Here is a 19,336-nt window from a genome sequence, read left to right as displayed (position 1 = left end):
ATTGCTAAATAATGCTTGATACTCATTTTACCGTGTATAGTGACACGGTAAAATGAGTAACTGTTAGACAACGCAATGAATCAAACAGAAGGGTTAGATAAAAAGTTACTAACGAGACTTTTTGTCTTTTGTGGTGAATTTCTTTGCACGATTACGCTCACGTTGGCGCAACTGCTGGGTTTTTGCCTTGGTTGGCGTATCGCTTTTATTAGCATATGGGTTGTCATTTTGCTTGAAAATAACATTGAGCGGTGTGCCTTCAAGTTTGAACACCTGACGGAACTGGTTCTCTAAATAACGCTGATAGCTCTTAGGAAGCGCACTTGTCTGGTTACCATGGATCACGATAACTGGTGGATTGTGACCACCAATGTGTGCATAGCGCAACTTGATACGACGACCAGCAACAGTTGGTGGCGGATTGGCCGTAACCGCATCTTGTAAGATTTGCGTCAAGCGATTGGTTGACACTTCAAACATTGAAGATTTATACGCACGCAAAATAGAGGGGTATAGATTGCCAACGCCAGTACCATGAAGCGCTGATATTAAATGCACTTTTACGTAGGGAATAAAGTTAAAACGACGATCCATCTCAAGCTTGATATAATCTCTTTGATCTGGCGTCAGGCCGTCCCATTTATTGATCGCTACTACCAAAGCGCGACCGGCATCCAAGGCATAACCAATCATGTGTAAGTCTTGGTCAACGATACCTTCGTGCGCATCAATCACAATCACAGTCACGTTAGAGTCTTCGATTGCTTGCAACGTCTTGATGACGGAGAACTTCTCTACTTTTTCATCAATTTTACCGCGGCGACGCACACCAGCAGTATCAATCAATACGTAGTCTCTGCCTTCGCGCTGATAAGGGATGTAAATACTGTCACGTGTGGTACCTGGCATATCGTACACCACTACTCGGTCTTCACCCAGCAAACGGTTCACTAGGGTTGATTTACCGACGTTTGGACGACCGATAATCGCAAGCTTTAAGCCTCTTGGCTCTACAATGTTTTCTTGCTCAGGCATATCAGCCGTTAAGATTTCGAGTAAGTTACCCACACCGCGACCATGACTGGCGGCCATCGGGTAAGGCTCACCCAACCCTAATGCATAGAATTCGGCAGGCGCGGCGTCATGAACACCATCAACTTTGTTGGCAACGACATAAACAGGCTTGCCTAACGTGTGCAAAAACTTGCCAATTTCGGCATCAGCGCCAATCATACCAGCACGGGCATCAACAACGAATACAATAATATCTGCTTCATGAATCGCAGTATGCGACTGCTCAGACATATAGTCGTCAATATTACCGCTACCATCGTCCGCTTCACCAATACCACCAGTATCCACAACGATGAAAGATTTGTCTTCATAGGTCGCGTCACCGTATTGACGGTCACGAGTCAATCCTGACAAATCAGCGACCAATGCCTGCCGACTCTTTGTGAACTGATTAAATAAGGTGGATTTACCGACGTTTGGACGACCAATTAAGGCGACCACAGGCTTGATACTCATGGGTTACTCTCAGTGAAAGGCACAATGACGGACAGTACAGCTGTTCTTATAACCAGCAACATAACAATAGCAGCGAATAGGCTGTACTTAACCGCAAATTAAAATGAATAATAAAACAATAGAAAGAATAGTAGATAGCTATCTTACAATCAAAAATAATCGTAGTTTTAAAAAATATCTGGAATGGCTAAACGATATACAGTATACATGGCTAGCGCATCGGTCGCATAGAGTACGCGAAAGCCTGTCTATAAACAAGCGATTTACACAAAGCACTAAACGCTGACCAAGCAGCGTTTGTGTTCTAAAACAATAAGCACTTAGTTAGCTGACTAACGCACCAGCTGCCAAATAGCCACTTGTCCTGATGTACTTTGGGTCATGAGGCGGCTGCCCTGTACTTGCAGGTTGGTCAGTGCGCCTTTTGTCTCCACGCGACTAACGATATTGCCAGTCGCAGGATCAAATAAATGCACCACACCATCGAAATCACCAACTGCAATATAATTACCAATCATCACAGGGTTAGTGAGATCACGATACGCTAGCGCTTTACTTTCCCATAACGTCTCGCCACTATTGCGATCATAAGCGACCACATTGCCATCCAAGCCAGTCGCAATAACTTGCTGAGCATTTACGGCAAGCGACTTGAGACTTGCAAGCTCGTTGACGAACATTACTTGACGTGAAGCCAAATCAATACCTAGTAGCTGTCCGCTATAACTGATGGCAAACATCTGCTGCTTATCTACAATTGGCGTGCCATCGACATCGCTCATGCGCTCAACTTCACTACTGCCAGAACCGATACCGACACGTCTTGACCACTGCGGTAAGCCATTATCAACGGTAATCGCATGCAGACGACCATCAGCAGTAGACAACAATGATGTTTCATTATCTAATAACGTCGGTGCTGCACTACCGCGAACGCTAATGGCTGGTACTTGGGTCGCAAACTGCCATACTGATTGACCCGTCTGTAGTGATAAGCCATGCAAGAAACCATCATTTGCTGATAGCACCACACGATTATTACTGATCAATGCAGGAGACAAGACCGACCCTGATAACTGTTGCTGCCAGCGCTTGGCACCCGTAGCACTATCAAATGCCATGATTTGACCACTGCGAGTACTGATAACAGCAGTTTGACTGAGTGCATCTAAAGCAACGCCACCTGTGATTTGATCACCGACATTGATTGACCACAAGCGCTCACCTGCTTGATTAAAGCCTATTAAGTCGCCACCGCGTGAGGCAGTAACGACTTGCCCATTGGCATAACCAACCTGCAAATCTAATGGGTCTTTTTTGCTGGCTTTTTTATTGCCCACGTCAGTGCTAAATACTGGCTGTAGCACGCTGATTGGCTGCGCAATTTGTACTAATTTTACTGGGTCATTAACCACGGGCTTGATACCGCGAGTACACCCTATCACTGCAGTGCTCATCACAGCAAGTACTGCTACATGCATGACTGTCTTTTTGACAGTCTTAGTACTGAACCTGGTACTTAACATTTTGCTTGCGCGAATAGATTGGGTCATTATACGTTCTCACTACAGATGAATTATTATTAATTAGTACATTGGCTAACCGCACATTAGTAATCTTATTTACAAGTTTTTGATCGACTACTAACTATTATTTAAACGACTACAGTAAGTGTTATCGTTCAATACGATCCTACTTACTGTATCGTCTCAACGGCCGCACTTTCTGAGCTATCAATTACTAATGGCTGTTCAGGGTTCGTTGACTCTTGAACAAGACTCGCTTGCTCTGCGATAGGCTCAGGCGTGATACCTAGACTTTCCATTTTTAATGCCAATACTGCACGCGTTTCTTGACGGCTACGTAACAGCTCCCAAGCATTATTGTAAGACTTAATCGCTGAGTCTTTGTTGTCTTGAACCAAATAAATATCACCTAGTAATTCTTGCTGACTGGCTTCAAACGAGCTTGGCATATCGTTATTGGCTTCTGATAAAGCTGCATCTGCGTCCCCAGTAGCCAGTAATGTCTTGGCATAACGCAGACGAGTAATCGTCTCTAACCCCGCATCCCCCAAGTCAATTGCGAGTGCTTGCTTGAGCGTCTCAGCTGCTGCAGTGAAGTCATCGCTATCTACTTGCTGGCGAGCCTTAATCATCAGTGCTTGCCACGCATAAACTGAGTCGCCATGGGTGCTTACTAATGCATCAATATTCTCGTCTAATTGTGTACGGCTCTGTGCCAGAGCTTCTTGCGCTTGTGCTTCTAGATCTGGGTTCTGCGATGCGATGCTGACCTCTTCATTCAATCGCTGGATATCTGCGTATTGATCGGCGGCGACCGTATCTACGCGCGCATGGTTATTCTGCCAGTATGTCCAGCCAAAATAAGCGGCCAGCGCCAACAAAATCGCAGTGACGATATAACTGCCATACTGCTTTAGTGCTTGCATGGAGTTGTCTGCATTCGGCGAGTTGGGGGTCAGAGCCATATATATTTACCTGATAAAATGTACATTAATTTACTGATACCAAAGTCAAAACGACGGTATAACAAGATGATTAGCTACGAGAAAAGTTGTCTTCGCTCGATAACCAGTCTTGTACGACCGTTTGTTGTTCACCTGTTTGCATGTCTTTAACACTGATTGTATTATCATCTAGCTCTTGTTGGGCAATAATAACCGTCAGTGCAGCACCTGACTTATCTGCTTTTTTCATTTGTGCTTTTAAGCTTGTGGCACTTGCCATTTTTACACGTACATCTGGGCGACTGTAGCGTAAACGTTGTGCATAATCAACACCAGCACCATAAACCTCTGGGTGAGCGACAACGAACACATCACAAGCAGGTACATCAGCAATTGGTGCAACCGCTTCCATAAGTAATAACAAGCGCTCAAGCCCCATCGCAAAACCAACGCCTGGTTCAGATTTTGCCGGCTTGCTACCATCAGTGCCTGTAGACTTTAACTGTCCGATCAGACCGTCATAACGACCACCAGCACAAACTGTCGCTTGGCTACCTAACTTGTCCGTTACCCACTCAAAGACCGTTTTATTATAGTAATCAAGCCCGCGTACCAGATGCGGGTTAATTTCAAAATTGATGCCAAGTGTTGTTAAGTATGATTGAACTTGCTCAAAGTGCGCTTTACTCTCTGTACCCAAGAATTCTGCCAGCTTTGGCGCGTCTGCCAACAGTGCTTGTGTACTCGCCTCTTTACTATCTAGGATACGTAGCGGGTTGGTCGTCAAACGGCGCTGACTGTCTTCATCCAACTGATCTTTTTTGTCAGTTAAATAAGCGACCAATGCTTCGCGATAAGCATAACGCTCATCACTCTCACCTAAGCTATTAAGCTGCAAATGCATCTCATCTTTTAGGCCCAACTCTTGCCACATTAGATGAGTCATCGCAATCAGTTCAGCGTCAGCATCTGGTAACGCACTACCAAAGCTCTCGACACCCAACTGATGAAACTGACGATAGCGGCCTTTTTGCGGACGCTCATAGCGAAACATTGGACCGATGTACCAAAGCTTAGGAGTATCACCGCGCAGCAGATTATGCTCGATGACAGCGCGTACTGCGCCTGCCGTACCTTCAGGACGTAGCGTCAAAGGCGTGGGCGGCTCAGACTTATCCGTAAAGCTATACATCTCTTTTTCGACGATATCAGTAGCGCCGCCAATGGCACGTGCAAACAGATCAGTCTGCTCAACGATAGGCAGGCGGATATGCTCGTAACCATACCTACCAAGTACATCAGCCAATATTGCTTCTAGATGTAGCCATTTTGCTGATTGATCAGGCAAAATATCATTGAACCCTTTAATAGCTTTGATCATGGTACGGTCGTATCCTTAAAAATTTAACAGGTATATCTATTGTTGTTATCTATCTAAATGTTCATCGTATTTTAAATTAACTGCTTGACGTTGTGTATCAGTGTGACACATGTATCAACACACTGGCCTATCTTACGCGAATGATTTCGTTTTCGCGCTTTTTTGCCAAGTCTTCTGCGTGAGCACGAACCATGCTCTCTATTTCATCGACCAAATTGTCGGTATCAATAAGATGGCTTTTTTCGCCCATACGATATACTAGCGATCTTGGTGCGGCGCCAACGATACCGATATCTGCCTCTTTGGCTTCTCCTGGACCGTTTACCTTGCAACCAATGACAGATAAATCCATCGGTTCACGGATATCTTCTAAACGCGACTCTAACGCTGTCATCACTCTAATCACATCAAACTCTTGACGCGAGCAACTTGGGCAAGCGATAAAGTTGACACCATTTGAACGGATATTCAGCGATTTTAAGATATCAAAACCAATCTTAATCTCTTCTTCAGGCTCGGCAGCTAAAGAGATGCGAATAGTATCACCAATACCGTCTAGTAAGAGACCACCAAGGGCAATTGCAGACTTCACCGCACCAGTACGATATACCCCCGCTTCGGTTACCCCAAGATGAAGTGGATTATCAATTTGTGCTGATATCAGACGATAAGCATCCAATGTCAAAAACACATTACTGGCTTTGACAGATACTTTGTACTGATCAAAGTTAAGGCGCTCTAAGATATCGATATGGCGCATCGCTGACTCAAGCATCGCCTCCCCAGTTGGCTCAGTATATTTACGCTGAATGTCTTTCTCTAAAGAGCCTGCATTGACGCCGATACGGATAGGAATATTATGATGTTTGGCACAAGCAACCACTTCACGCACCTTGGCATCGCTACCGATGTTACCAGGGTTGATACGTAAGCAATCAGCGCCTGCTTCAGCAACTGCTAGGGCGATTTTATGATCGAAATGTACGTCTGCAATGAGAGGCACGCTTACAAGTTTACGAATCTCGCCAAAGGCTTTTACGGTATCCATCGTTGGCGTTGACACCCGCATTAGATCAGCACCAGCTTCAACACAGCGCTCGATTTGGGCAACCGTTGCGGCCACATCACAGGTGTCAGTATTGGTCATGCTCTGCACACTGATTGGCGCATCACCACCAATTGCAACATCACCCACATAGATTTTTTTGGTCAAACGACGGTTGATAGGCGATGGCATTGACATACATAAATCCTTGAATCAAAAATAAAAAAGCCACTGGCTTGTATATATAAACGAGCTTGCACATGTGACCACTTTAGCGAAAACAGGCAATCAAACCTTTCATCAATAATTAAGGCGTTAACTCAAAAGTCGCTTGCTTATCAGTTGCATAAGTCTCTAAAGCGACCGTTTCTTGATTGAGCATCAAGCTGACATTATCGATATTATCGATTTGCACATCGAATGGTGGCATACCTGATAGATCATAGTCGCCAGCTGTCTGGGCGCCGCTAATCAGATTATTGCCAGAGGCATCAGTGATACTAACTACGGCATCATCGCTCAACTTAACATTCAGAAAAGCCGTACTAGCATTGGCATCACCCAGATTCAGCGCAGAGCCAGAAGCGCCAACGCTACTGGCATCATTATCAATGTTAATCGCGGCCCCCTGCGCTTGCTCTATGGCTGATACATCTTCCACAGCAGCGACAGGCTCTTGGTTATTTTCTTTACTCGCATTACTCACCATACGGAATAAAAATATCGCCAAAATAATGAGTCCAATCACACCGATGATCAATAGTGGATTGAAACGGATACGACTATGCGTATCACGCTGCAATGTTCCCATTGGTCGCAGTGGCGTATCCGTGTTATTTACTGACTTGGCTTTAAGCTCATTAGGATAAGCAGCATCGAAGCTACTTGCAATTTTGGCTGGATCTATACCCAAGTATTTGGCATAGTTGATGGCAAAGCCACGAGCAAATGCAGCTTGTGGTAATTCAGAGAAGTTTTCGCTCTCTAATGCCTCTAGATGGCGTTTTAAGATAAATAACTCGGCGGCCGCCTCATCTAAACTGACTTGCTTAGTTTTTCGGGCTTGCTGCAACATGGCACCAAATGATCCCTGAGCGTTAGATTGAGTGTTCGATGATGGGGTGGTCATTTCCATGGTGCCTCTGGATTGTTAAGCCAAGTCTTAAGTTGTTTCGCTTCATCGCTCAGTGGATAAGCAGATAAAAGCTGCTGGGCCAATTGCTGGCGCGTTGTCGTGTTTTTTTGTGCTGCCGCAAGTTTGATACCTTGTAGGAGCAAGCGGGGGCTGACGCCCTGCCCTTGCACCAAGATCAATGTCTCATCATATAACCTTTGAGCCTGAGGTACGCGCTGTTGTTCAAGCAATAAATCAACCAATTCAATATGGGCGATGATGCTATTGCGGTTACCATCAAGCGCTCGCAGGAACGCTTTAGCAGCAGCGCTGTTATCACCCAGCTGAAGGTATGTGCGCCCTAGATTTTCTAATGCACCGATACGACCTTCATAGCCTAATGATGCGCCTGCAATCTCGAACTGCTCTGCCGCCTCGCGATAGCGCTTCGCCTGTGACAAGTAAACACCATAATTATTGTGTGCTTGCACAAAATCTCTGTCTAGCGCGATTGCTTTTTTGAAGTACTGATCGGCTTTTACAAGATTGATGCGGCTGCCTTCTTGTTGCAACAAAACGCCCATCATATCATAGGCTGGCGCGTAACGGCTATCGGCAGCAAAGGCTTTTTCGAGCTGACGCTGCGCCGCATCCAGCTCATTTTTGCGGATATATTGTGCCGCCAGTGAGGTGCGCACACGTGCAACTTCTTGCTGGTCTGAATTGCGATCACCGCTTACGCCCGTAGAGGTTTGATAGACTGTACCACCTGTCAGATCATTACTTGACATGCTCTGACAACCACTTAATAATGATCCTGCGAGCACAGCCACAAACAACATTTGTTTCGGCGCATTGATGTGAGTCGTCATTGCACCTATCTGCTTATAACGTTTAAAAAATGGTTTGTTAGGTTCAAACTGACAAGAATTTTTAGAAGTCATCATAGCCGCCATCATAAAACTGTGATTCAATGCGTTCGATCTTCGAGGCATCAGTTTATTGACATACTCCCATCACTTTCGCGAAGCTCAAGTAAGGGATTCTAAAAGCAAACGCTCTTAGGCGACTTTCTCACGACCGTCACTTGTTTTCTGTTTCAACGGGCGACCTTTACCGCATCCTCCCTCCGCAGACAACACGGCATGTCCTGCCGCTAATATGTTACGAGCCGCATTAAAATCTGCATTCGCAACATACATGCATTTGACGCACTCAAATTTTGACTGAGTTTGTCTGTTCTTTTTAGCGATATGCTGGCATTCAGAGCAGGTTTGGCTAGTGTATCGTGGGTTTACTTTGACAAGTAAACCACCGCGCCATTGCTGCTTGTACTCAAGCATATTGACCATCATGCTCCAACCTTGATCTAAAATAGATCTGTTCAATCCTGACTTGGCTTTGACATTGCGACCTTTGCTTTCCGTCGTACCGCTGGCTGATTTCGACATATTAGCGACCTTCAAGTCCTCACAAGCAATCATGGCGTGGTTTTTGCTGATGCGGGTGGTGATTTTATGCAAGTAGTCATGGCGAATATTAGCAATGTGGCTGTGTAGCTTTTGAATCTTGCGGTTTTGCTTTTTCCAGTTTTCACTGAATTTTACTTTCTTTGCCAGTCCTCGTTGCAATTTGGCCAGTTTGAGTTGATTGGCTTTAAAGCTGTTCTTAGGTTTGACGTACTCACCGTTTGAGGTGGTCAGTAGTTTACTAATACCCATATCCAAGCCAATGGCGCTTTTAGAGGGGTGACGAGGGTTCTCAGTCAATTTGCGCTCTGTGCCAAACGACACGTACCAGTGCCCTGACTTCTTGCTGATGGTGACGTTTTTAATCGTGCCAATAATGTCTTGCGATTTCCTAAACGTCACTATGCCCACACCATTAGGCAGTTTTACTCGATTGCCCTCAACACGGCAGTATTTGTCAAACTGAACCAAGCGAATTGAGTCGCAGCCAGCGGATTTGCGCTTAAATTGTGGCATCAATGGTCGCCGTTGAATCTCTGTGCCATCCACCAGTTTAAAAAACTTGGGTTTTCTTGGTTTCTTTTTATTTTCTTTTAATCTGGCATGTGCTTTAGGATCAAAGAAACGCGACCAAGCCGATGCCAGATCACGTACTTTTTGTTGTAAAGACACCGCGTTTGAGCTGCTTTTTAAGAACTCGAAATCAGGGTTATTCTTTAGATCTATAATTTTATTAACAAGGTTGGTAGCATTAATAAACTCATCTTTAGCAAACATCTCAAATGAGATCGCTAGCATTTGATTCCAAACAAAACGTGCAGAGCCGACAAGATTATTTAAAATAATCTTCTGCTCTGCATTAGGCTCAAGCCTAAATTTATACGCTTTGTTGATTTTCATAAATGCTTTATTTATTAATGAGTGTGTGTTTGATAATATGTATATCATACTAGCACTTAATACTTAATACTTAATACTTAATACTTAATACTTAATACTTAATACTTAATACTAAAGATTATTAACCCTAGTTTCAGTAGCCAATTTGTATAAGAATATAATAACTACTATGCGAAACTCACCTCTACCCCAATATCGGTTAGAGCTTTCTTTCGATTTTTTAATATATTTAGCATCCATAGTACAATTTAGTTGTTATTAATTGCACTATGGATTAACTGTGCTGGTTTAGAATCAACTATACGTTTTCACGATCCTTGATGCTTTGCTGCCATGCAGCCGAACGTCTGGTACGATCAGCCACTTGTCCAACCAACTGACCACAAGCCGCGTCGATATCATCGCCGCGCGTTTGGCGAATAGTACAGACAAATCCAGCTTCGCTAAGTATATTACTAAACGCATGAATACGGTTGTTGCTCGACTTATCATATGGCGCGTGTGGGAACGGATTGAACGGGATAAGATTGATCTTACTTGGTAGACCGTCTAATAGTGCGACCAACTGATGCGCATGTTCATTGCTGTCATTGACCCCGTCAAGCATCACATACTCAATGGTGACGTGCTTTTTGTGACGTGGATTAACATCATAGACGTAGTTTTTTGCCGCGGCAATCAGCTCATCTAGCGGGTACTTTTTATTGATTGGTACCAGCTCATTACGCAACTCATCGTTTGGCGCATGCAATGAGATTGCTAATGCCACATCGATGTCTTGGGCAAGTTGATACATTTTGGGAACGACACCTGATGTTGATAAAGTCACACGGCGCTTTGATAACCCATAAGCATGATCGCTGAGCATCAATTCCATTGAGCCAACCACTGGCTTATAGTTTAATAGCGGCTCACCCATACCCATCATGACGACGTTGGTGACGTTGTTTTCCCATAGACTGTGATCGACATTTTCTAAGCTTTCGTTTTCGTCAGTCATATATGAGGCATTGGCAACCCATAGCTGTCCAATAATCTCAGCGGCACTCAAATCGCGCTCAAATCCCTGTTTACCCGTACTACAAAAACTACAGTCAAGCGCGCAGCCGACTTGTGAAGACACACATAGCGTCTTACGGCCATTTAGCTTGCTGTCATCTGCTGGAATCAATACCGTCTCAACCAATGAGCCGCCCGTCACTTCAAACACCCACTTACGTGTACCGTCATCGCTGTATTGACGATGAATCACTTTGGGCGGCACCACACAAGCATTGAGCGATAATTTATCGCGCAACGATTTACTCAAATTGGTCATTTGCTCGAAGTCGGTAACCCCATGCTGATATATCCATTTAACAACCTGAGTAGCACGAAAAGGTTTTTCGCCGATACTTTTGAAGTAATCAGCCAGCTGCGCTTGGGTCATGCCGAGTAGATTGGTTTTGGCATGGGCCTCGTCTACTAATTTGATGCTATCAGTAAGCTTGGCAGGTATATGCTGGGTTGGTGCTTGAACAGTTGACATAATAGGTAACCTTTTTGCATCAGTCTAATAAGCGATGCAATTATTGATATGAGCGTTGCCGTACACACGTATGGCTTGAATGCATGAGCAATCCGTTATGAGCGTAGCGTTTATCTCATGAGCAACCAATGCCAATACAACGCGTTGATACTGATTAGAGGATGCTGATAAGGGATTGTTGACTTCCTCTCTAAAATGAAGAGATTCCTACTGCTAGACGGTCAAGCCCGACCGCAAGAATATTCTTTGCCGCATTGACATCTCTATCATGCGTTGTGCCACACTGAGCACAAGACCATTCTCTTATTCCTAAGCCTTTTCTACCTTTCGGACTGTTTTGGCGTGAACCGCAACACGAACAGGTTTGGGTTGTGTAATTTTCATTCACTTCTAAGTAACGGCAACCTGCATGCTTGCATTTATAATCCAGTTGCCGCTTCACTTCGAACCAACTAGCATCATAAACAGATTTTGCTAGCTTGCTTGAGATGAATGATCTCGATTGAAGTTTACCAATAATAATTATATTGTTGTTTTTAACCAGTTTGCTGGTGAAAACATGGATTAGATGTTGCCGGGTATTTTTTATCTTGGCATGAATCGCTTTGACACGCCTTTTATTATTGGCTCGTTGAGCAATGCCTAATTTAGCTGCATATTCATAAGTTAGCTTGGTAGCTAGAGTATCGCCATCACTGGTAGTTGCCGCTTTTTTACATCCTAAGTCGATACCAACCTTACCAGTACCACACTTCAAGTTTGAGTGCTCTTTAACAGTCACGCACGCATACCATAGTCCACGGCTGTCTTGTACGAGCTCACAGGTGTTAATGTTATACAAAGATAAGTTATAGCTATCCCAGACGTCGATAGTAATTTTTTGGCCTTTTGCAAGGCTAAATTGAATTATAGATTTAAGACTTTTCTTTCCAGCCTTCTTGATACCCAAATACCTGATTGCAGATTTCTTAAAAGGGATCCAGCCAAGCGACCTACGTTTGGCTTTCGGATTATTGGTACGCCAGTTTAATTTGGCTCTTTTAAATTGTTTTCGGCTTTTAGCATGAGTTTCAGTGATTGCTTGAAGCGTTTGGCTGTGCAGACCTAAAAATTCGCCTGCACCTTTGGTGTACGGTGCAATATCGTAAGCTGAAAAGAAACGCCCAGTACGTTGCACGTGCTTAAAACTCAAATCATTTACATAGTTCCACACAAAATTAACCGCCTCAGCCAGTTTATTGAGCTGATTGACGTGCTTGTTTTTAATGCGTAATTTAAGTGTTTTCATAGTTTGAGTGTTTAGCAATCTGACAGGGAAATCAACCGACGATATGTGAGTCTTTATATCACTATCCTAAATTGCAAGACTTTATGACGATTTTGGTAAGAATAAATAGGACTTATAATGAGAGACTCTTCAGATAATTTCAATCTAGATTGCTTTATTATAATCTAAGTTGCCCATCAGCAAATAGCTAAAACGGCCTATACCCATAAGATATAAGCCGTCTTGCAAAACCAATTATTAACACTCACTATGCTACAGAGTAGCTGATATCAATAACTGCTGCTATTAACGCGTACGTGCACAAACTTCGTCATCGCTGAAGAAGTAGCTGATTTCACGTGCTGCTGATTCAGCTGAGTCTGAACCATGGACTGCGTTTTCATCGATACTGCTAGCGAAGTCAGCACGGATAGTGCCTTCAGCCGCTTCTTTTGGGTTAGTAGCGCCCATGATTTCACGGTGCTGAGCGATAGCGTTTTCGCCTTCTAGTACTGATACCAATACTGGACCTGACATCATGAATGACTTTAGGTCATTGTAAAATGGACGCTCAGCATGCTCAGCGTAAAAACCACCTGCTTTTTCGTCATCAAGTTGTAGCATTTTGGCTGCAACGATTTTTAGACCAGCTTGTTCGAAACGGCTGTAGATAGCGCCGATGTGGTTGCCAGCAACTGCGTCAGGTTTGATGATAGATAAAGTACGTTCGTTAGCCATGAAAAGCTCCTAATAAATGATAAATTCGATAAAAAATGAAAGGGTTAATGCTTTGTTTTATCTTTAGCCGCCATATTGACCTCAGCTGAATGAACCAACTCATAGTCAGTCAAATCTAATACCTGAGTGCCAACATAGGATTGCTGCCTATTATAATGATTAAGGCCATAAATGATAGGGTTAATTTATGACCGCACCTTGCAAAAAAGTAAATGTAGTATGCATCAAGAGTTCACAATACTATGAGCCATTATATAAGCAAAAACCCCAACGCTTAGCATTGGGGTTTTTCATTGATACTAAAAACTATTTAATCAAGTTTGTAGTAAAAACTAAGCGTCGTACGGATCGCGCAATACGATAGTCTCTTCGCGATCAGGACCAGTTGAGATAATATCAACTGGGCAACCGATCAATGCTTCGATACGTTTGATGTATTTTTTTGCATTCTCTGGTAGGTCGTCATAGTTAGTAACACCAACCGTTGACTCGCTCCAGCCCTGCATAGTCTCGTACTTAGGCGTTACTGACTCGTAGAATTCAGCATCATGCGCGCCTGCACACTCAGTCTCAGGTAGGTTGTAACCCACGCCGATGAGCAATTCTTCAAGACCATCTAGTACATCAAGCTTAGTTAAGCAGATACCTGACATCGAGTTCAGCACCACGGCACGGCGTAATGCTTCTGCATCAAACCAACCACAACGACGCGCACGACCAGTCGTCGCACCAAATTCATGACCGACTTTGGCTAAATGAGCACCAACATCATCGAACAATTCTGTTGGGAATGGACCACTACCAACGCGCGTGGTATACGCCTTGGTGATACCAAGTACGTAGTCTAAGTATAATGGACCGATACCAGTACCCGTTGATACGCCGCCTGCTGTCACGCTTGAGCTGGTCACAAACGGATAAGTACCATGATCGATATCAAGTAGTGTACCTTGAGCACCTTCAAACATGAGGTTCTTGCCAGCAAGGCGCAATTGATTTAGGTCTTCGGTGACATCAGTAACCATACCTTTGATTTCTTCTTTCCACTCTTGGCATAGCTTGAGTGTCTCATCAAAATCAATCGCGTCAACTTTGTAGTACTCAGTCAATTGAAAGTTGTGATATTCGATGAGATTGCGTAGCTTTTCTTCTAGATCGTCACGGAACAAATCGGCAAGCTTGATTGCACGGCGTGCTACTTTGTCCTCGTATGCAGGACCGATACCACGACCCGTTGTACCAATTTTACCGCTGCCACGCTTGGCTTCACGAGCTTGGTCAAGTGCCACGTGATAAGGCATGATAAGTGGACAGTTTGGAGAGATACGCAGACGCTCACGCACTGGGACGTTGTTGTCTTCTAACTCTTTCATCTCTTTTAGTAATGCGTCAGGTGCGAGCACCACGCCATTACCAATAAAGCAAGTAACGCCTTCACGCAAGATACCTGATGGAATCAAATGCAAGACAGTGGTTTTGCCATCGACAACCAACGTGTGACCAGCATTATGACCGCCTTGGAAGCGGGCTACTGCTGAGGCTTTTTCGGTAAGTAAATCAACGATTTTACCCTTACCTTCATCGCCCCATTGGCTACCCAAGACTACAACATTCTTACCCATGATCAATCCTTACCTTTATGTATTGAGGTGTGTGCAATAACAGTTGGAAAGCTAAAATAGCTTTGTGCTTTATTTACTGTATCTTTTTATCTAACGAACCATTGAGCGTTCTAATAACGTGTATTTAATAAATTTTATTTATTGAACTGGCAACTAAACAGTCTGTAGATGCCATTGATTGTCCGTCATAACCAGTCGATGAGTAACATCATGTGGACGATCATCTGCGTTCAATGGCATGGTGACGCGGTAACCTTGCTGGCGTAGACTCTCAACTTGCACAGATAGCGTTTGTGTCTCATCTGCAGTTGCGTCAGCCAGCGATCCAAAATCAACCAGTACAATAGTTGGCGCATCAAGCTGTGTATGAGCGAGCAAGCGACTGATATCCATACTAAAGCCGGTGGCGGCGCGTAGGGTTTGCGTTTGGCTCTGCATACCGTCGAAGCGACCACCACGTACTAGTGGCTGGGTCTCACTATTGATATAGCCGTTAAATACGATACCCGTATGGTAGTGATAGCCTGATAGCTCAGTCACATCGATACTGACTGGGCACTGCCACTGATCTTCTAAATGAGATTTTAGGCGTTGTAGCTCATCCACAGCGGTTGCGATTTGGCTGTCTTGTTGCGCTGCGCCTGACAATTTGGCCAACAAGTTTGCAATATCATGACCGAAGCGTGCCAACACATAAAAATCATCGCCCATCGGCAACTCACGGCAGACGCGCTTGAGCTCTGGAAGGTTTTTATTGGCATATAAATACATCAATCGCTCAGTCGCGTTATCTGGTAACTCAACCAATTCAGCTAGGCGCTTAAATATCGCTACATGACCCAGGTCAATATGAAGTGCGGCGCTCATATTTAAGTTATTTACCATCGTAAACAACACATCAATCAGCTCAATATCTGCTGTCAGTGATTCACAACCAAATATTTCAGCACCTAACTGTAACGGTGTACGCGAGCCAAACAGTCCTGATGGCAACGTATGGATCACATCACCAACGTAACAATAACGTGCAATACCCGTACCGCCATGATGCGCATCTATACGTAAGATCTGCGGCGTAATATCAGCACGCACACCCATTAGACGTCCGGTCAGCTGATCGATGATCTTAAAGGTCTGACGCTTGAGATCTTCTGATGCATCACTGAGCAAAGATTCAGTAAACTCGAGCATGGGTGGACACACAAGCTGATAGCCGTGAGTGATAAGCTGCTCAATCAATTGATGCCTAAGCACCTCTTGCTTATGCGCATCTTCGAACAGTACATCGACTACCCCATCAGGTAATAGCCAGCTGTTGGCAACATCGCTCGCAAAACCACTTAGATAGGGCATACTGGTAGATGCAGCGCTGTCTTTTACAGGCTGAGTCGCTGTCTCGTTTATGGAGTTTTGCTGGGTAGGTTTTGCAGAATCAGAACTAACAGACACAATAAATCCTTGTTTGGCGTATCGCTTACCAAAAACGCGGTACTGAAGCGGTACTCAGAGGGTTGTTTTGCCAAATATTGACGCCGTGTTTTTTCAACACGCAACATCATTGACCCAATTATTTATAAACAAACCAGGTAACCGCAAAAGGGTGAATAATAAGTATAATTTTGAATGATAAGACGAGTATCTTTATGCGCTAAAAAATTGCGACAAATAATCAAGGCACTTTATGCTTTAGTTTAGCATAGCACTTAAGGTTCGCCTAGTGACAATTATCTCCAATCGGTATCTAATTGATATCTGATGACGCCTTATAAGTAAAGCAGATGCTGTCTCATCTATGACCCGTCTACAATAGGGTTTAACACGATATTTATTTGATGAAGATGTGGCTGATGATAGCGTGTATTTTTTGTTATCCATCGCGTGCTGCTTACGTTTACAGCAGCGTCTTTGACACATACTCATGATACACTAACCCATATTTTTATCTCGGAAGCCTTATGTCATCTGATTATCACCCAAACCCTGCCAATAACCAAACCAACGTACTAGGCACTGCCCTTGCCAGCTGTTGCTTCGACCCTATCACCGGCTATTACCGCAACGGCTTTTGTCATACCGGCAATCACGACGTTGGTCAGCATACGGTTTGCGCCAAGATGACCAGCGAGTTTTTGAACTTTTCAGCCAGTCGCGGTAACGACCTTATCACCCCGTTACCTGAATATAACTTTGCAGGTCTCAAGCCTGGTGATTATTGGTGCATTTGTGCGCTGCGCTGGGTTGAAGCATTAGACTTTGATATCGCGCCACAAATCAAACTAGAAGCCTGTCACGAGAGTCTATTGGCATTGGTAGATATTGACACCCTAAAAAGCTATGCCTTATAAAGGATTGCTGAATAAAAGGCATTAGTACTTAGCCATACTCAGTCACAGCAGTCATGCTCACGGCCTTTATACTTTAAATGTTAAATTATTGCAGTTTTTTATTATGTGGCAGGAGGATATATGGAAAACGACAATAACCAATTAATCAAAAAAACGGCTCATATTGCTCCTGACTCTAATATGAGCCACATTTACGCCAATATGAATGACAAGCATCTCTATCTAGATGGTGATGACAGCTATATTTATGGCGATATTGATGCGACAACAGAAGATACTATCGAGACCATGACGGTCTACGATCCTGACTCTGAACGCTATGAAGATATTGATTCATCGAGTGCCGATGAAGTGGTCAACTGTTACGCTTACTCTCGCAAAACAGGCGAGAATATAGACAAGGTGGCACTTAATGATGTGAGCCGTGCGCTCAGTAACAACGGTCAGTTTATTTGGCTTGGTCTCTATGACCCCAGCCTGCAAACCATGGTCAAAGTAAGAGACGCTTTTGATATCCATGAGTTGGCAATTGAAGATGCATTCGCTGATCATCAGCGGGCCAAGGTAGAAAACTACGATAACGACATGGTCTTTGTGGTGCTACGTACTGCCAAGCTTGAAGACAATGTCATTCGTTATGGTACAACTGCGATATTTATGGGCAAAAACTACCTAATTACTATTCGTAATGGTCCATCAAACTCCTACGCCCCTGTCCGTGAGCATTGCCATCGTCGCCCTGAAAAGCTACGTATGGGTCCTATCTTTGTGCTGCATGCCATACTTGATTTTATCGTTGATAACTATATGCCGATCACTGATCGGTTGGGTCGGTATTTGCGTGAGCAAGAGCGCTACGTCTTTACCTATGAGTTTGATAAAGGCACACTAAAAAACCTCTATGAACTCAAGTCGCAGCTGGTGCACATGCGAGCTATTATCCTACCAGTCCAAGACATCTGTAGCTTTTTTATCAATCACAAAAAGAGCGAAATTGTCTCTGGTTTCTCTCAAGCGGCCAAGCCATATTTCCGCGATGTGAACGACCATCTATTGCACTCACTAGATGCTATTAACGGTCTCAATGAAATGTTAAGTGTGGTTATGAATACCTATATGGCCATGGTCAATATGGGGCAGAATGAAGTCGTACGCAAGCTTGCAGCATGGGCAGGTATTTTAGCAGTGCCGACCGCTATTGCTGGTATCTATGGGATGAATTTTGATTTTATGCCTGAGCTGCATTGGAAGTACGCTTACCTTGTGATCATGGTTATCATCATCGCGTTGTGTAGCTTCTTATACTACAACTTCAAAAAACTAAAATGGCTATGATAGCCCATTCCTATATAAAAAAAGGCTACCAGTGGTAGCCTTTTTTGTGCATAGGTATCAAACATTACTCACGGCGATGCTTTGTGTGACTATCTGGTGCTTGCGCGTCGTCAGGTAGCATTGCTTTGACCGTTAAATTTGCATACTGTTTGTCGAGATTATCCTCTGGGCGACCAAAGGTTTTTGCGGTCCACGTCAGCACGACAATAGCGCCACTCAATAGCATGATCGCTACAGAAATTGTCGCCAGCAGCCATAGGTGAAAATAATCTGAGACCGCCTGTACATCGACAACTAAATGTCGTGACAATGCGGTTATGGCAATAAATATCAAAAACTGAACGGGTAAACGATGGGTTTTAAAATAGATACCTATCATAGCCAACAGCTCAAGGTAAATAAACAGCATCAAGATATCTTTTAAGTCCGCTGAACCCTTTTGGACAATATCAACAAACTCCTTGCCTGCCGTCCAAACCACCACCACGCTGATTAAAAACAAAATGACGTAATGACAAATATCGACAAACTCTCTGCCAATACCTTGCAGTCGCTCATGAAAACCTACGTTTTTCTTAGACATTTTTAGGTC

At 43.9% G+C, this 19,336-nt stretch carries 16 protein-coding genes; 2 read left to right on the top strand and 14 right to left on the bottom strand.

Annotation, left to right across the window (positions count from 1 at the left end; translation table 11 throughout):
* Nucleotides 1–108 precede the first annotated feature (108 nt).
* From der to NJD71_RS00435, 13 genes are all read right to left on the bottom strand, one after another.
* The gene (gene der, locus NJD71_RS00495; protein ID WP_319049976.1) at nt 109–1,530 is read right to left on the bottom strand and encodes a ribosome biogenesis GTPase Der; all 1,422 of its coding nucleotides are present in this window, start codon (nt 1,528–1,530) and stop codon (nt 109–111) included.
* Nucleotides 1,531–1,862: 332 nt separating this feature from the next.
* Complete coding sequence (gene bamB / locus NJD71_RS00490) at nt 1,863–3,083, bottom strand: outer membrane protein assembly factor BamB (RefSeq protein ID WP_319049975.1); 1,221 nt, start codon at nt 3,081–3,083, stop codon at nt 1,863–1,865.
* A gap of 143 nt (nt 3,084–3,226) precedes the next feature.
* The gene (locus NJD71_RS00485) at nt 3,227–4,021 is read right to left on the bottom strand and encodes a YfgM family protein (protein ID WP_319049974.1); all 795 of its coding nucleotides are present in this window, start codon (nt 4,019–4,021) and stop codon (nt 3,227–3,229) included.
* A 70-nt stretch (nt 4,022–4,091) separates the two neighbouring features.
* Nucleotides 4,092–5,381 carry a histidine--tRNA ligase gene (gene hisS / locus NJD71_RS00480; protein ID WP_319049973.1) on the bottom strand — a complete coding sequence of 430 codons (1,290 nt, stop codon included), beginning with the start codon at nt 5,379–5,381 and terminating at the stop codon, nt 4,092–4,094.
* A gap of 127 nt (nt 5,382–5,508) precedes the next feature.
* Nucleotides 5,509–6,624: a flavodoxin-dependent (E)-4-hydroxy-3-methylbut-2-enyl-diphosphate synthase gene (gene ispG / locus NJD71_RS00475; RefSeq protein WP_319049972.1), complete on the bottom strand. Its 1,116-nt coding sequence runs from the start codon at nt 6,622–6,624 to the stop codon at nt 5,509–5,511.
* Nucleotides 6,625–6,733: 109 nt separating this feature from the next.
* The gene (locus NJD71_RS00470; protein WP_319049971.1) at nt 6,734–7,561 is read right to left on the bottom strand and encodes a helix-turn-helix domain-containing protein; all 828 of its coding nucleotides are present in this window, start codon (nt 7,559–7,561) and stop codon (nt 6,734–6,736) included.
* On the bottom strand, nt 7,552–8,487 hold the full coding sequence (pilW, locus tag NJD71_RS00465) for a type IV pilus biogenesis/stability protein PilW (protein ID WP_319049970.1): 936 nt from the start codon (nt 8,485–8,487) through the stop codon (nt 7,552–7,554). Before pilW ends, NJD71_RS00470 begins: the two co-directional genes overlap by 10 nt.
* Before the next feature lie 114 nt (nt 8,488–8,601).
* Nucleotides 8,602–9,909, bottom strand: a complete 1,308-nt coding sequence (locus tag NJD71_RS00460; protein ID WP_319049969.1) for an RNA-guided endonuclease InsQ/TnpB family protein — start codon at nt 9,907–9,909, stop codon at nt 8,602–8,604.
* A gap of 298 nt (nt 9,910–10,207) precedes the next feature.
* On the bottom strand, nt 10,208–11,437 hold the full coding sequence (gene rlmN / locus NJD71_RS00455; RefSeq protein WP_319049968.1) for a 23S rRNA (adenine(2503)-C(2))-methyltransferase RlmN: 1,230 nt from the start codon (nt 11,435–11,437) through the stop codon (nt 10,208–10,210).
* Between the two features lie 190 nt (nt 11,438–11,627).
* The gene (locus NJD71_RS00450; RefSeq protein ID WP_319049967.1) at nt 11,628–12,725 is read right to left on the bottom strand and encodes an RNA-guided endonuclease InsQ/TnpB family protein; all 1,098 of its coding nucleotides are present in this window, start codon (nt 12,723–12,725) and stop codon (nt 11,628–11,630) included.
* Nucleotides 12,726–13,010: 285 nt separating this feature from the next.
* Complete coding sequence (gene ndk, locus NJD71_RS00445) at nt 13,011–13,442, bottom strand: nucleoside-diphosphate kinase (RefSeq protein WP_057759031.1); 432 nt, start codon at nt 13,440–13,442, stop codon at nt 13,011–13,013.
* 332 nt (nt 13,443–13,774) lie between these two features.
* Nucleotides 13,775–15,064 (bottom strand): adenylosuccinate synthase, encoded by a 1,290-nt coding sequence (locus tag NJD71_RS00440; protein WP_319049966.1) that lies wholly within the window; start codon nt 15,062–15,064, stop codon nt 13,775–13,777.
* Nucleotides 15,065–15,217: 153 nt separating this feature from the next.
* Nucleotides 15,218–16,513 (bottom strand): ATP phosphoribosyltransferase regulatory subunit, encoded by a 1,296-nt coding sequence (locus NJD71_RS00435; protein WP_319049965.1) that lies wholly within the window; start codon nt 16,511–16,513, stop codon nt 15,218–15,220.
* A gap of 506 nt (nt 16,514–17,019) precedes the next feature.
* Between NJD71_RS00435 and NJD71_RS00430 the strand changes: the two genes are divergently transcribed.
* Both NJD71_RS00430 and corA read left to right on the top strand, forming a co-directional pair.
* Nucleotides 17,020–17,409: a DUF2237 family protein gene (locus tag NJD71_RS00430; protein ID WP_319049964.1), complete on the top strand. Its 390-nt coding sequence runs from the start codon at nt 17,020–17,022 to the stop codon at nt 17,407–17,409.
* Nucleotides 17,410–17,589: 180 nt separating this feature from the next.
* A complete protein-coding gene (corA, locus tag NJD71_RS00425; protein ID WP_442967634.1) occupies nt 17,590–18,744 on the top strand; it encodes a magnesium/cobalt transporter CorA in 1,155 nt (384 codons plus the stop codon).
* Between the two features lie 64 nt (nt 18,745–18,808).
* Here the strand turns inward: corA and NJD71_RS00420 are convergent, their stop codons facing one another.
* Nucleotides 18,809–19,327, bottom strand: a complete 519-nt coding sequence (locus tag NJD71_RS00420) for a phosphate-starvation-inducible protein PsiE (protein WP_319049962.1) — start codon at nt 19,325–19,327, stop codon at nt 18,809–18,811.
* Between the last annotated feature and the right edge of the window lie 9 nt (nt 19,328–19,336).

Origin of the sequence: Psychrobacter sp. PP-21, assembly GCF_033790785.1 — a bacterium.
Taxonomy (GTDB): Bacteria; Pseudomonadota; Gammaproteobacteria; order Pseudomonadales; family Moraxellaceae; genus Psychrobacter.
Note: the sequence above shows the minus strand (reverse complement) of the source record. Positions and strands in the feature narration are given on the sequence as shown.

Excerpts from the sequence above, each read along its gene's own strand:
- hisS (WP_319049973.1), bottom strand. The coding sequence starts at position 5,381 with ATGATCAAAGCTATTAAAGGGTTCAATGATATTTTGCCTGATCAATCA.
- ispG (WP_319049972.1), bottom strand. The coding sequence starts at position 6,624 with ATGTCAATGCCATCGCCTATCAACCGTCGTTTGACCAAAAAAATCTAT.
- der (WP_319049976.1), bottom strand. The coding sequence starts at position 1,530 with ATGAGTATCAAGCCTGTGGTCGCCTTAATTGGTCGTCCAAACGTCGGT.
- NJD71_RS00450 (WP_319049967.1), bottom strand. The coding sequence starts at position 12,725 with ATGAAAACACTTAAATTACGCATTAAAAACAAGCACGTCAATCAGCTC.
- NJD71_RS00420 (WP_319049962.1), bottom strand. The coding sequence starts at position 19,327 with ATGTCTAAGAAAAACGTAGGTTTTCATGAGCGACTGCAAGGTATTGGC.
- NJD71_RS00440 (WP_319049966.1), bottom strand. The coding sequence starts at position 15,064 with ATGGGTAAGAATGTTGTAGTCTTGGGTAGCCAATGGGGCGATGAAGGT.
- NJD71_RS00430 (WP_319049964.1), top strand. The coding sequence starts at position 17,020 with ATGTCATCTGATTATCACCCAAACCCTGCCAATAACCAAACCAACGTA.
- NJD71_RS00460 (WP_319049969.1), bottom strand. The coding sequence starts at position 9,909 with ATGAAAATCAACAAAGCGTATAAATTTAGGCTTGAGCCTAATGCAGAG.
- corA (WP_442967634.1), top strand. The coding sequence starts at position 17,590 with ATGAGCCACATTTACGCCAATATGAATGACAAGCATCTCTATCTAGAT.
- rlmN (WP_319049968.1), bottom strand. The coding sequence starts at position 11,437 with ATGTCAACTGTTCAAGCACCAACCCAGCATATACCTGCCAAGCTTACT.
- ndk (WP_057759031.1), bottom strand. The coding sequence starts at position 13,442 with ATGGCTAACGAACGTACTTTATCTATCATCAAACCTGACGCAGTTGCT.
- NJD71_RS00470 (WP_319049971.1), bottom strand. The coding sequence starts at position 7,561 with ATGGAAATGACCACCCCATCATCGAACACTCAATCTAACGCTCAGGGA.
- bamB (WP_319049975.1), bottom strand. The coding sequence starts at position 3,083 with ATGACCCAATCTATTCGCGCAAGCAAAATGTTAAGTACCAGGTTCAGT.
- NJD71_RS00485 (WP_319049974.1), bottom strand. The coding sequence starts at position 4,021 with ATGGCTCTGACCCCCAACTCGCCGAATGCAGACAACTCCATGCAAGCA.
- pilW (WP_319049970.1), bottom strand. The coding sequence starts at position 8,487 with ATGATGACTTCTAAAAATTCTTGTCAGTTTGAACCTAACAAACCATTT.